The organism is Frigoribacterium sp. Leaf415 (assembly GCF_001424645.1).
Lineage (GTDB): Bacteria > Actinomycetota > Actinomycetes > Actinomycetales > Microbacteriaceae > Frigoribacterium.
Genome location: NZ_LMQR01000001.1, coordinates 1,421,757 through 1,434,720 on the forward strand (window position 1 = coordinate 1,421,757; position 12,964 = coordinate 1,434,720).

The 12,964-nt window shown below is 72.6% G+C and carries 11 protein-coding genes; 5 read left to right on the plus strand and 6 right to left on the minus strand.

Annotation, left to right across the window (positions count from 1 at the left end):
- The first annotated feature begins 67 nt into the window (after positions 1 to 67).
- Both ASG28_RS06515 and ASG28_RS06520 read left to right on the plus strand, forming a co-directional pair.
- Complete coding sequence (locus ASG28_RS06515; protein ID WP_055973284.1) at positions 68 to 763, plus strand: ABC transporter ATP-binding protein; 696 nt, start codon at positions 68 to 70, stop codon at positions 761 to 763.
- Positions 760 to 2,070 (plus strand): ABC transporter permease, encoded by a 1,311-nt coding sequence (locus ASG28_RS06520; protein ID WP_055973286.1) that lies wholly within the window; start codon positions 760 to 762, stop codon positions 2,068 to 2,070. The genes ASG28_RS06515 and ASG28_RS06520 overlap by 4 nt, the downstream gene beginning before the upstream one ends.
- Positions 2,071 to 2,200: 130 nt before the next feature.
- On the opposite strand, the gene ASG28_RS06525 is transcribed toward ASG28_RS06520, so the two are convergent.
- Genes ASG28_RS06525 through ASG28_RS06550 form a run of 6 tightly spaced genes read right to left on the minus strand, consistent with a single transcriptional unit; the run spans position 2,201 to position 10,760 of the window.
- The gene (locus tag ASG28_RS06525; protein ID WP_055973289.1) at positions 2,201 to 2,824 is read right to left on the minus strand and encodes a TetR/AcrR family transcriptional regulator; all 624 of its coding nucleotides are present in this window, start codon (positions 2,822 to 2,824) and stop codon (positions 2,201 to 2,203) included.
- Positions 2,821 to 5,046: a CocE/NonD family hydrolase gene (locus ASG28_RS06530; RefSeq protein ID WP_235477635.1), complete on the minus strand. Its 2,226-nt coding sequence runs from the start codon at positions 5,044 to 5,046 to the stop codon at positions 2,821 to 2,823. The genes ASG28_RS06525 and ASG28_RS06530 overlap by 4 nt, the downstream gene beginning before the upstream one ends.
- On the minus strand, positions 5,043 to 6,896 hold the full coding sequence (locus ASG28_RS06535) for a dipeptide ABC transporter ATP-binding protein (RefSeq protein ID WP_082454450.1): 1,854 nt from the start codon (positions 6,894 to 6,896) through the stop codon (positions 5,043 to 5,045). The genes ASG28_RS06530 and ASG28_RS06535 overlap by 4 nt, the downstream gene beginning before the upstream one ends.
- Entirely contained in the window at positions 6,893 to 7,939 is a 1,047-nt protein-coding gene (locus tag ASG28_RS06540; protein ID WP_235477643.1) for an ABC transporter permease, read from the minus strand. The genes ASG28_RS06535 and ASG28_RS06540 overlap by 4 nt, the downstream gene beginning before the upstream one ends.
- Positions 7,936 to 9,111 carry an ABC transporter permease gene (locus tag ASG28_RS06545; RefSeq protein ID WP_235477644.1) on the minus strand — a complete coding sequence of 392 codons (1,176 nt, stop codon included), beginning with the start codon at positions 9,109 to 9,111 and terminating at the stop codon, positions 7,936 to 7,938. Before ASG28_RS06545 ends, ASG28_RS06540 begins: the two co-directional genes overlap by 4 nt.
- Complete coding sequence (locus tag ASG28_RS06550; protein WP_055973291.1) at positions 9,108 to 10,760, minus strand: ABC transporter substrate-binding protein; 1,653 nt, start codon at positions 10,758 to 10,760, stop codon at positions 9,108 to 9,110. The genes ASG28_RS06545 and ASG28_RS06550 overlap by 4 nt, the downstream gene beginning before the upstream one ends.
- A gap of 394 nt (positions 10,761 to 11,154) precedes the next feature.
- Between ASG28_RS06550 and ASG28_RS06555 the strand changes: the two genes are divergently transcribed.
- The 3 genes from ASG28_RS06555 (at position 11,155) to ASG28_RS06565 (ending at position 12,910) form a co-directional block, all read left to right on the plus strand.
- Positions 11,155 to 12,135: an amidohydrolase family protein gene (locus tag ASG28_RS06555; protein ID WP_055973295.1), complete on the plus strand. Its 981-nt coding sequence runs from the start codon at positions 11,155 to 11,157 to the stop codon at positions 12,133 to 12,135.
- A gap of 197 nt (positions 12,136 to 12,332) precedes the next feature.
- Positions 12,333 to 12,617, plus strand: a complete 285-nt coding sequence (locus ASG28_RS06560) for a hypothetical protein (protein WP_055973297.1) — start codon at positions 12,333 to 12,335, stop codon at positions 12,615 to 12,617.
- Between the two features lie 11 nt (positions 12,618 to 12,628).
- The gene (locus ASG28_RS06565) at positions 12,629 to 12,910 is read left to right on the plus strand and encodes a hypothetical protein (protein WP_157485665.1); all 282 of its coding nucleotides are present in this window, start codon (positions 12,629 to 12,631) and stop codon (positions 12,908 to 12,910) included.
- The last annotated feature ends 54 nt before the right edge of the window (positions 12,911 to 12,964 follow it).

Genomic DNA, 12,964 nt, shown 5'->3' on the forward strand with positions numbered 1-12,964 from the left:
GGGCGGCGCGGCCCGCGAGTGTGGGTCTCGGCCCCGGAGACACCGGGCCGTCAGCGACAGGAGCACCATGGCGCCGATCATCTCGGTCCGAGACGTCCACCGTTCGTACGGGCGCGGCCCGAACCGGTTCGAGGCACTCAAGGGGGTGAGCTTCGACATCGCCGAGGGCGAGAGCGTGGCGATCGTCGGCAAGAGCGGCTCGGGCAAGTCGACCCTGATGCACGTGCTCGCCCTGCTCGACGCCCCGACGACCGGCACCGTCGAGCTCGAGGGCGTCGACACGAGCACGCTCGAGGGCGGGCGCCTGAACCGGACGCGCAACAAGACGTTCGGCTTCGTGTTCCAGCAGTTCTTCCTCACGTCGAGCTCGTCGGTGCTCGAGAACGTCGTGCTGCCGATGAAGATCGCGGGCGTGCCCCGCGGCGAGCGCCGTCGTCGCGGTCTGGCGGCCCTCGAGCAGCTCGAGCTCGCCGACAAGGCGAAGAACAAGGCCCTGAACCTGTCGGGTGGTCAGAAGCAGCGCACGGTGATCGCACGGGCGTTGGTGAACGATCCGCGCATCATCTTCGCCGACGAGCCCACGGGCAACCTCGACACGGCGACCGGGGCGGTCGTCGAGGACATCCTGTTCTCGTTGAACCGGGAGAACGGCATCACGCTGATCGTGGTGACCCACGACGAGGAGCTCGCGGCGCGCTGCGACCGGCGCATCGTGATCCGCGACGGGCTGATCGTCGACGACGAGGCCGAGGTGGCCGCATGAAGACCACCGACCTGCTGTCGACCGCCGTCTCGAACACGTTCCGGTCGAAGACGCGGACGATCCTGACCATCCTGGCGATCTTCGTCGGCGCGTTCACGCTGACGCTGACGAGCGGGCTGGGCACCGGCATCAACGCGTACATCGACGACACGGTCTCGGCCGTCGGCTCGTCCGACACCATGACGGTCACGAAGGCGTCCGACGACGCGGAGGGCCTCAGCGTGGGCGGCTCGGGCCCGACCGAGTACGACCCCGACACCGTCGCCGCCGGCGGGTTCGGTGCCCCCGGGTCGACCGTCGTCGCCCTGACCCCTGACGACGTGACGACCCTCGAGGGCGTCGACGGCGTGCTGGACGTGCAGCCGACCCAGTCGCTCTCGACCGACTACGTCGAGGGCGAGAGCGGCACGAAGTACGTCGTGTCGGCGAGCGCGCTCGTCCCCGGGCAGCAGCTCACCCTGACCGCGGGTGCCCAGCCCGACGACGACGGCGCCGACCTGCAGGTGGCGATCCCCACGTCCTACGTCGGGCCGCTGGGGTACCGCGACGACGAGGCGGCCGTCGGTCAGCCGGTCACGCTGGCCGTGACCGACGCCATGCGCACGCAGCACACGGTCATCGCGACCGTCGTCGGCGTCGCAGAGGAGAGCATCGCGTCGCCCGCCGGCGCGTCGGTCACCCCGAACGCGGCGCTCGGCACGGCCCTGTTCGACGCGCAGAACGTCGGGCTGCCCGCCGACCAGGTCGACCGCTACGCGCAGGCCACGGTGCGGTTCGCCGCGGACGCGTCCGACCAGCAGGTCACGGACCTCAAGGACCGTCTGACGGCCGCCGGCTACACCGGCACCACCGTCGCCGACCAGCTGGGCACCTTCACGACGGTGATCGACGGCATCGTGCTCGTGCTCAACGCCTTCGCGATCATCGCCCTGCTCGCGGCGAGCTTCGGCATCGTCAACACGTTGCTCATGTCCGTGCAGGAGCGCACCCGCGAGATCGGCCTGATGAAGGCCATGGGCATGGGCAGCGGCAAAGTCTTCGGACTGTTCAGCCTCGAGGCGGCGTTCATCGGGTTCCTCGGCAGCGCGATCGGCGTGGGCATCGCGATGATCGCGGGCAGCCTCGCCAGCGCGGCCCTGGCCGGGTCGTTGCTGTCCGACCTGCCCGGGCTGACGCTGATCGCGTTCGACCCCGTGTCGATCGCCCTGATCATCGTCGTGGTGATGGTGATCGCGTTCCTGGCCGGGACGCTCCCCGCCGCCCGCGCCGCCAAGGCCGACCCGGTGGAGTCGCTCCGCTACGAGTAAGGCCGGTGCGGGCCCAGGCGCCGAGCCGCTGGCGCAGGCGCGTGCCCGAGCGGGCGGGTCCGGTGGAAGCGGGCGTCTCCGGACGCCCGGTTCCGCCGGACCCGCCCGTCTCCGAACGAGGAGGCGCGGGTCAGCCCCGGAAGGACGCCCCGGTCTCGTGCTCCAGCAGCGTCCACATCCAGTCGAGCGCGAGGGCGGGCGTGAGGCCGGGAGCCTTCTGGGCGAGCTGCGTCGCGAGGCCGTCGCTGTAGGCCGCGAGCTTGAGGGCGAGCGCAGACGGGTCCTCCGTCGCGAAGCGCCCCTGCTCGACCCCGCGCCGGAGGGTGCGGGTCAGGCAGGCCTCCCACACGCGGATGCGCTCGACGTACTCGGCGGCGACCGCGGGTTTGCGTGCCACGGCGGTCCAGTAGTCCGACCAGAGCCGCCAGTGCTCGTCGGTCGCGTCGGTGTCGGCGAACAGGGGCTCGACGAGCATCCGCACCCCGACGACCGGGTCGGACTCGGCGTCCACCGCCTCGATGATCGACGAGTAGAACCGCGCCGTCTCGAGGACGACGACCTCGTTGAGGATCTCGGCGACGCCGTCGAAGTGGTACGTCACGGTGCCGACCGAGACCCCGGCCGCGGCGGCGATGTCGCGCAGACGGGTCGCACCCATGCCCTCGCGCACGATCACCTCGCGGGCCGCCTCGACGATCGACGCGCGACGCACCACCGGCTTCTGCCGGGCGCTCACGCCACTCACGCCGCTCATGCGGACGTCCGCGGTACGAGCTCGTCGAAGGTCCGGTCGGCGACGAGCACCGTCTCGGCGTCGGGTCCGCCGTCCCGGGCCCAGGCCCGCACCGTGTTCTCGACCCGGAACGCCTCCGCCGACGCCGTCACGCGGGACGTCGTCTCGAGCCACGCCTTCCAGCTCGGCTTCTCGAGCCCGATCGCCCAGCGCGACTCGGCCGACGCCGACAGCGGGTCACCGTCGACGATGCGGTAGGTCTCGCGGCTCTCCTCGGTGAAGACGAGCCCGTCCGGGTACTCGCGCCCGCCGCCGTAGCCGGGGTCGACGTCGAGCACCCACTCGCCGGTGCCGACGTCGTGCGACACGCTGCGCTGCGGCAGGTCCGACACCGAGGGCAGGGCGCGGATCGCCAGGGGCTCGGCCCGCTCGGGCGCCTCGAACGCGACGCCGTCGTCGACCGGGTGCTCCGCGGACCCGTCGCCGGGCCCGGGCGTCCACACCGGCAGCGTCACGCTGCTGCGCGTGGGGTCGACCGTGAGGGTCGCCTCGACCGGGTGCGGCCAGACCCACGGCCAGTAGGCGCTCGACAGGGCGATCCGGAGGCGGTGGCCGGCCGGGAAGGAGTGTCCGGTCGAGACCAGGGCGACGCGGACGACCTGCTCGACCCGCGCCTCCATCGGGTCGTCGGCGCGGTCTCGTCCGTTCCGTTTGTTCAGGTTGAGCACGCCGCGGGTGACGAGCGTCGACGAGCCGTCGGGGGCGACGTCGCACAGGCGCACGATCACGGTGCCGTCGGGCACGTCGCAGGTCACGGCGAGGTCGGCCACGACGCTGCCCAGGACGTCGAGCGTGGAGTCGACCGGCAGGTCGAAGCAGATCGAGCGGCCGTCCTCGGCGCGCTGGTCGGGCGGCAGGTCGGTCGCGTTGCCGAACGGGAAGAACCGCCCGGCGTCGAGCCCGGTGCTCTGCGGCGAACGTACGACGACGGGACCGTCCGCCCCGCCGCGCAGCGAGTCCAGCGGCACGGCGCGCGCCTCGGTCGAGGGCGACGGCCACGACGACGCGGCGACCCACCGCCCGGTCCGCTCGGCGTAGTAGGTCGCCGGCGGCTCGGAGTCGTTGATCCAGGCGCGCAGCGCGGGCTCGGCGTCGGCGCCGTTGGGGCAGTCGAGCAGCCAGCGGTCCCACCAGCGCAGGGTCTCCTGCAAGAAGCCGATGCCCGGGCCGGGGGCGAAGCCGCGGTCGGGGTATTGGTGCGACCACGGCCCGATGATGCCCTTGACCGGCGCGTCGACGTTCTCGACCAGACGCAGCACGGCGTCGCGGTACGGGTCGGCCCAGCCGCCCACGGCCAGGACGGCGGCCGTGATCGACGAGTAGTCCTCGCAGACGCTGCCGTGCTGCCAGTAGTCGTCGCGTTCCTGGTGCGACAGCCACGTCGTCGTCATCGGACGGTTGTGTTCCAGGCGTTCCCGCCACCGGGCGACCCAGTCGGCGCCCACCACCTCGGGCCGCGGCGGCCTCGAGTTGAAGGCGAACATCGTGCCGCCCCACGACGCCATGTCGATGCCGAGCACCGCGCCGCCCATGTAGTGCACGTCGTTGTCGTACCGGTCGTCGGTCGAGCAGACGGTGACGATCGCCTTGAGCGCCGCCGGAGCCCGCCCGGCCAGCTGCAGCGCGTTGAACCCGCCCCACGAGATGCCGAACGCGCCGACCGCACCGGTCGACCAGGGTTGCGCGGCAAGCCACTCGATCAGGGCGATGCCGTCGTCGAGCTCCTGCTCGGAGTACTCGTCGTCGAACAGGCCGTCGCTCGACCCCGTGCCGCGGATGTCGACCCGCACCGACGCGTAGCCGTGCGCGGCGTACCAGGGGTGGCGCTCGCTGTCGCGGGGCGCCGTCCAGTCGTCGAGCCGGTAGGGCAGGTACTCGAGCAGCACCGGCACCGGCTCGTCCACCACGGGAGCCCAGATGCGGGCGTGCAACCGCGTCCCGTCATGCAACGGCACCCACTCGTCCCGCACCTCGACCTCGAGCGGCCCGCTGCCCCGGGGACGGTCGGACGCCGGCGGCCGGGTCTCGGCGAGGTCGGGCCGCGGGGCACCCAGGGTGCGGCCCGCCCCGGCCCAGGCCGGCTCCTGCAGGAGGCGCGGGTCACCGAGGAGGCGCGGGTCGCGCTCGCCGTCCCCCCGCTCGTCTCCCCCGCGTGCCGTGTCGGTCGTGCCGCTCGTGCTCACATCGCCTCCCAGCGCTTCACGTGGTGTCCGTCGCCGTGGTCGTCCCAGCCGTCGGCGTCCCGCCAACGCGGGCGTGCGTCGCCGACGTCGGGCAGCTCGGTCGTGCCCGGGTCGAGCGTGGCGTCGAGGAGGGTCCGCGTGTACGGGTGGTTCGGCCCCTGGAAGACCCGCTCGGTCGGGCCGACCTCGACGATGCGACCGCCGGTCATGACGGCGACCCGGTCGGCGACACCGCGGACGACTGCGAGGTCGTGGCTGATGAAGAGGCAGCTGAGCCCCTTCTCGTCACGCAGTCCGGCGAGCAGGTCGAGCACGCCGGACTGCACGCGGACGTCGAGCGCCGTCGTGATCTCGTCGGCGATGATCAGCTCGGGCCCGGCGGCGAGCGCCCGGGCGATGCCGACGCGCTGGCGTTGGCCACCCGAGAGCTGGGCGGGCAGGCGCGAGGCGAACTCGGGCGGCAGGCCGACCTCGACGAGCAGTTCGGCGACGCGCTCGGGGCTCGACTCACCGGTGAAGAGCTTGAGCGGTCGGGCGATCGCGGCGCCGACGGTGCGGCGCGGGTTGAGCGAGGTGTCGGCGTTCTGGAAGATCAGCTGGATCGACCGGCGCAGCGTCGCCGTGCGCCCGGCGACGGGTCGGGTGAGGTCGCTCTCGACCCCGTCGGCACCGTGGAAGGCGAATCGGCCCGACTCGGCGGGGATCAGCCCGGCGAGGGCCGTGGCGAGCGTGGACTTGCCGCTGCCGGACTCCCCCACGACGGCGAGGGTCTCGCGGCGGCCGATGGTGAACGAGACACCGTCGACCGCGGCGGGCAGGCCGCGCCCGTACCGGACGACGAGGTCGCTCGCCGTGACGACCGGCCCGGTGGCGGGTGCGGTCCTCGGGTCCTGCGCCGCGCCTCCTGCGGGTGCGGCGGGGGCATCGTCCTCGTCGCGCCGCGTTTCGTGCTGCACACCCGGACTAGTCGCGGTGCCGTGCACGGAACGCGGTGCGGTGGCGGCGGCGTGCACGCGCGGGATGCTCGCGAGCAACTCGCGGGTGTACTCGTGCTGCGGGTCCGCGAACAGCGAGGCGGTCGGCGCGTGTTCGACGATCCGCCCCTCGTGCATGACCGCGATCTCGTCCGCCATGGTCGACACGACGCCGAGGTCGTGGCTGACCAGCACGATCGCCATGCCGAGTTCGACCGCCAGGTCGCGGATCAGCTCGAGCACGGCCGACTGCGTCACGACGTCGAGGGCGGTGGTCGGCTCGTCGAGCACCAGGAGCTTCGGTCGAGCAGCGATGGCCATGGCGATCGCGACGCGCTGCTGCTGTCCGCCCGACAGCTGGTGCGGGTAGCGCCGCACGATGGTCTCGGGGTCGGGCAGGCGCACGTGGCGCACGAGTTCGAGCACGCGGTCGTCGCCGCCGGGCAGTCCGTGGCTCTCGAGTGCCTCGCGCAGCTGGCGTCCGACGCGCATCGACGGGGTGAGCGCCTGACCGGCGTTCTGGGCGACGAGGGCCGCCGTGCCGCCGCGCAGGGCCCGGCGCGCCCGCTCGTCGAGGGCGAACACGTCGTCCCCGGCCACGCGGACGCTGCCCGACACGACCCGCGACCCGCGTCGCAGGTGCGCAAGCAGGGTCCGGGCGACCGTCGACTTGCCGCTGCCGCTCTCGCCGACCAGGCCGAGAGCGCGTCCGACGCCGACCTCGAAGCTCACGCCCCGCACGACCGGCACCTCGCGGCGACCGGCGGCGTACGAGATGGAGAGGTCGTCGACGCGGACGACGGGATCGGTGGCGACGTCGACGGGGCGACCCGCGCCTCCTGCGGTGGTACCGGCGGTGGTGAGGGGCTCGTTCACGAGACCGCCCCCTTCTGCGCGCGGTCGACGCCCAGCGACTTGCTGAGCCCGTCCGCGCTGAGGTTGAGCCCGATGACGAGCGTGGCGAGGGCGACGACGGGGGCGAGCGTGCCCCACGGGACGACGGTGAGGGCGGTGCGGTTCTCCTGCACCATGAGCCCCCAGTCCGGAGTCGGCGGGTTGGCGCCGAACCCGAGGAACGACAGGGTCGAGATCAACAGGACGATCCAGGAGGCGCGCATCGCGTACTCGACGAGCACCACGTCGGTGACGTTGGGCACGATCTCGCGGAACACGATGCTCAGCGGCTTCTCGCCGCGGGCGCGGGCGGCGGTCACGTAGTCCTGCGTGATCACGGTGCGGGCGGCGCCGCGGACGACGCGGGTCACGGCCGGCGCGTAGATCACGGTGACGGCGAGCACGATCACCCAGAGGCCCGAGTCGAACACGGTCACGACGACGAGCAGCGCCAGGATCGACGGCACGCTGAGCAGTGCGTCGACGATGCGCATGACGACCTCGTCGAACCAGTTGTCGGCGTAGGCGGTGACACAGCCGAGCACCGTACCGATGCCGACCGCGATCGTCGTCGCGAGGAAGGTGACGACGAGCGCGTACCGGCCGCCGTTGAGCGTGCGCGACAGGATGTCGCGGCCGTACTGGTCGGTGCCGAGCCAATGCGCCCAGCTCGTGCCGGTCAGGGCGGCGCCCGAGTCGGTGGCGACCGGGTCGTGGCCGGTCAGCACCGGGGCGAGCAGCGCCAGCACCACGTGCAGCGCGATGAGGGCCAACCCGATGCTCAGGGCCGAGGAGGCGCTGAGGCCGCTGGTCAGGGACGTCGCGCTCGTGCGCAGTCGCCTCGGCCACCCACCCGCTGCCTGCGGGCCGGCCGATGCCGGGCCGCCGACCTGCGCGCCCGGGGTGGCGACGTCCGCGGTCGTGGCGACCCGCGCCTCCTCGGCCCTGTCGAGATCGGTGCTGCCGTGGCCGGTTCCACCCTGGCCGGTGCTGCCGTGCTCGGTCCTGTCGCGTGCGGGGCTCATGAGCGGGCCTTCCGTCGGGTGCGCAGCCTCGGGTCGAGGGCGAGCGCGATGAGGTCGGCGGCGAGGTTGCACACCACGTAGACGAGGGCGCTGACCACCGCGATCGCCTGGATCGTCGGCAGGTCGCGGTTGAAGACGGACTCGAGCATGAGCTTGCCCATGCCCGGGTAGTTGAAGACGTTCTCGACCACGACGACGCCGCCGAGCAGCCACGCGACGTTCAGCGCGACGACGTTGAGCGTCGGCAGCAGGGCGCTCGGGACGGCGTGACGCCAGACGACCTGGCGCGTCGACAGGCCCTTGAGCTCGGCCGTCGTGACGAACTCGCTCGCCATGACGTCGATCGTCGACGAGCGGGCCGTCCGCACGATGTAGGCGGCCATGGCGAGGGTCAGCACGATGACGGGCAGCCAGATGCTCGGCAGCAGTTCGGCGATGGTCGCGTCCTGGCCGCGCAGCACGACGGCCGGGAAGATCGGCAGCGCGATGGCGAACAGCAGCACGAGCACGGTGGCGACCATGAACTCGGGCACGCTCATGACGACGAGGCTGATCAGCGAGATCGCGTGGTCGCTCGGACGGCCGCGGCGCACGCCGGCGATGACGCCGAGGGTCAGCGACAGGGTGACGCCGACGATCATGGCGGGCAGCGCGATCAGCATGCTGTTGCGGAAGGCGATCAGCAGGTCGGGGCCGACCGGCAGGCCGCTGACCAGCGAGACGCCGAAGTCGCCGTGCGCGGCGCCGAGCAGCCACTGGCCGTAGCGCACCCAGACGTTCTGGTCGAGGCCGAGCGTCTCGCGCAGGGCGGCGACGGCGTCGGGGGTGGCGTCCTGGCCGAGCAGCTGCTGGGCCACGTCGCCGGGCAGGGCCTGCACGGCGAAGAAGACGAAGAACGAGGCGAGCAGCACCGTGAGCAGGGCGGTGCCGACGCGGCGGGCGACGACGATCAGGGTCGCGGTGACCGGGTTGCTCGCGCCCGCGTTCGCGGCGCCCGGGCCGCCGGACGAGGAGGCGCGTGTCGGGTCGCCGTCGGAGAGTTCCTTCTCGAGGGCGCGCGTGGCCGCCCGTCCGCGGGCCTCGGCGGAGGTGGCCAGCGGTGGGGTGGGTCGGGTGACGGTGGGGTCGTTCGTGCCGCGGGCGTTCGTGCCGCCGGTCGGTGAGGGGCTCATGCGCGGAGGCCGATCTGCAGGTAGTCGAACTCGAAGCCGAACTCGCGGTAGTTGAGGACGTCGCGCGACAGGCCGACGAGGCGGTCGCCGAACATGGGGGTCATGTCGGCGGAGTCCTCGACGACGATGCGCTGGGCGTCCTGGTAGAGCGTCATGCGGCGGGTGTCGTCCATCTCGGCGCGGGCGTCGTCGAGCAGCCCGTCGAAGATCGGGTTCGACCAGGCGCTCTCGTTGTAGGACGAGCCGGTGCGGAAGATCTGGTTGAGCAGCTGGTCGATCGGGCGGCCGGTGAACCAGTAGCTGACCATGAGGGGCTTCTGCATCCATATCTGTGTGTAGTACGAGTCCGACGAGGCGTTGCGCACGGTCAGGTCGATGCCCGCGTCGCGGACGGCGTCGCGGTAGGCGACCGCCATCGGGGTGAAGACCGACTCGTAGCTGGACGTGTAGATCTCGGTCTTCAGCCCCTCGCGGCCGGCCTGCTTGAGCAGGGCCCGGGCCTGGTCGGGGTCATAGGCGCGCTGATCGTCGAGCCAGACGGCCTGCGACGGAGGCACGGGGTTGTCCCAGCCGGGCGAGCCGGTGCCCTGCAGTGCGGTGGCGACGACGGCCTGCGGGTCGTAGGCGAGCTTCATGGCCTGGCGTACGAGCGGGTCGCTGAACTCGGCGCTCGTGGCGAGCATCGGGATCGTGTACCACTGGGCGTCGGGCGCGCGGGCGACGGTGGCGCCGGCCGAGGCGCTGACGACCTGGGCGGTGGCGAAGTCGAGGTTGGTCTGGCTGATGAGGTCGATCTGGCCGGCGAGCAGGGCGTTGACGCGGGCGGTGGTGTCCTGGATCGAGTAGAAGTCGATGCCGTCGAGCACGGGGCGGCCGGCGAAGTGGTCGTCGAACGCCTCGACGCTGCCGGTGCCCGCGGGCTCGAAGCTCGACAGGCGGAACGGGCCGGTGCCGATGCCCGTGCGTCCGATGCCGCCGCCCTGGCTCGGGTCGGCGCTGCCCTCGGGCACGATGTAGCACTGGTACGCGGTCAGCAGCGAGGGGAACTCGGCGTTCGGCGTCAGCAGGTCGAAGCGCAGGGTGAGCGGGTCGACGGCGGTCATGCCGCCGGGGCCGATCATCGCGGCGAGCACCTCGCCCTGGGGTGAGGCGGTGTCGGGGTCGAGGATGTGCTCGATCGAGTAGATGGCGTCGGCGGCGGTGAAGCGGCGGCCGTCGTGGAAGCGGACGCCTTCGCGGAGGCGGAAGGTCCAGCTCGTGCCGTCGGCGTTCGCGGACCAGTCGTCGGCGAGGTCGGGCACGGTGACGCCGGCGTCGTCGAGCTTGACGAGCCGGTTGTAGAGGGCGCCGAGGTACTCGTAGGCCGAGAGCGAGCTGGCGGAGTCGAGGGTCTCGGCGGCGGAGGCGGCCGGGCGCGCGATGCGCAGGCGTCCGCCGCGGCGCGGGGTGCCGGTGGCGGCGGCCTCGGGGATGGTCGGGGTGCTGCGGGCGGGGGTGCAGCCGGCGAGGGTGAGCAGGCCGAGGCCGGCGAGCCCTGCGGCGCCGGCGAGGACGGTGCGGCGGCTCGGGCCTGTGCCGCGGTCGGCGCTGCCGTCGGCGCCTCGCGCCGGGCTGAGCGCATGTCGGTGTTCGGGGACGATCGGTGTCATGCGGGGATGGCCTTCCGTTTATCGTTCGGGTGAACGATAAGGGAGGTTCGCGGCCGCGGCCAGTTCACCAGGGCCCCGGAGGTGCGGGTCGGCACCTCCCCGAATCCTCCGTTCTCCGCGCCCCGCCGCGGATGCGGGCGTCCCCGTGCCGCAGCGTGCACGGGCTGCAGTCTTCACCCAGTCGTTACACGAGGGTGCCTCGCCGACGCGACCCGCGCCTCCTCGGGCTGGCCCTCTCGTCTCGGTCGAGTGGTCCCAAAACGTCCCTCCCCGCCCCACGAAGGACGTTTTCTGACCACTCGATCGGTCCGCCGGGGCACCCCGGCCCGCCCGGGCGTTGACTGGCGCTCGCGACGGCCTACCCACCGAACCGTCCTCGCGAACGGAGCCACCCATGCCCCTGATCGGCATCGAAGAGCACTGGACCACCCCCGAGCTGAAGGCCGCGCTCGAGTCGCTGCCACCCGAGCTGCGGGACGACAGCCTCGCGTTCAACGAGCGGGGTGACCACCTGACCCGACTCGAGGACGTCGGAGACGGGCGCATCGCCGCGATGGACGAGCAGGGCGTCGACGTGCAGGTGTTGTCGGTGGCTCCCCCGGCGACCGGGCAGTTGCCTCCGGCCGATGCGCGTCGGCTCGCTCGGGAGCTCAACGACGTCGCGGCGGAGGCCGTGGCGCGGCATCCCACGCGCCTCCGGGCGTTGGCGACCCTGCCGATGGCCGACCCGCAGGCGGTGTCGGGCGAGTTCGAGCGGGCGTCCGCGGCCGGTTTCGTGGGGGCGATGGTCTACGGCCGGACCGGTGACGTGCCCCTCGACGATTCGCGGTACGACGACCTGTTGGCGACGGCGGCTCGGCTCGGCAGGCCACTCTTCATCCACCCGCAGATCCCGACGCGGGAGGTGCGCGCGGCCCAGTACGGAGGCCTCGGCGACCTGACGGGGCTGGCCCTGTCGACGTTCGCGTGGGGCTGGCACCTCGAGGCGGCGACGGCGGCGTTGCGGTTGATCGCGAGCGGGGCGTTCGACCGGCACCCCGAGCTGCAGATCGTGTTGGGGCACTGGGGCGAGCTGTTGCTGTTCTGGTTGAGCCGGGCCGACGGGCTGGCGGGGCTGGCGGGCCTCGATCGCACGGTGAGCGAGTACGTGCGGCAGAACGTGCACATCACGGCGTCGGGCATGTTCGAGCCGGCGCTGCTGCGGCACGCGCTCGAGGTGACGACGATCGACCGACTGCTCTTCTCGACCGACTACCCCTTCCAGCACCCGACGGGCGACGAGGTGCAGGCCTTCCTCGGCGAGTTCGCGACGGACGCCGACCGCGACGCCTTCGCCGGCGGCAACGCGGCCCGCCTCTTCGGCATCGACGTCTGAGAAGGAGGCGCGGGTCGGTTCGCCCGCGTCTGTCACCCCGGTGCTCGCGCGAGTGGGCAGAAGGTGCTCGTCCCGAGCCACCGAGCAACAACTCCTGCCCACTCGATGTCTTCGGGTGGGCCGCATGACCGGGGTGACCGGGGTGACCCTCGAAGCGGGACGCCGTCCGGCGCCGTGCGGCGCCGTAGTCTGTGCGCATGGCCACCCCGACCACTCCCCGTCTCGGCCGCCTGGCCGTCGTCGCCGCGATCGTCGGTGCCGTGGGCTACGGCGTGGCCGTGCTGCTCATCTGGGCGCCGTTCGGTCCGACGGGCAGCGTCCGGTACTCGACCGAGCCACCCGTCGACTGGTTGACCATCCGTCGGACGGCGGCCGCCGTGCTCGGGACCTTCGGACTCGCCGCCCTGGCGACGGCCCTCGTGCTCGCACTGGTCGTGCTGGTGCGGTGGGCCGTCGCGAGGCGCCCGACCCGCGCCTCCTGATCGGGTCGTCCGTGATCAACCTCGTCGCACTCGTCCCGGCCCTGCTCACGGCGGCCGTTCTGGCCGTCGTGCGCTGGGCGCCCCGAGGTACCCGGTCGGATCTCCGCCGGTGGGGCACCCGGGCCTTCGTGTTCTGGACGGCGGTCGCCGCAGGCGCCCTCGTCGCCCTGCTCACGGGTCTGCGCATGCAACACGCCGACCTCGCCGTGTGGTCGGCCTTCGCTCTCGTCGCGGCGGGCGTCGCGGCCGTGACCGCCGTGGCCGTGCGGTTGGTGTCGTCGTTCAGACGGTGATCCGGTAAGGACCGGATCATCGAACGGGCGACCTGGCGTCACCCGGGCTCCGAG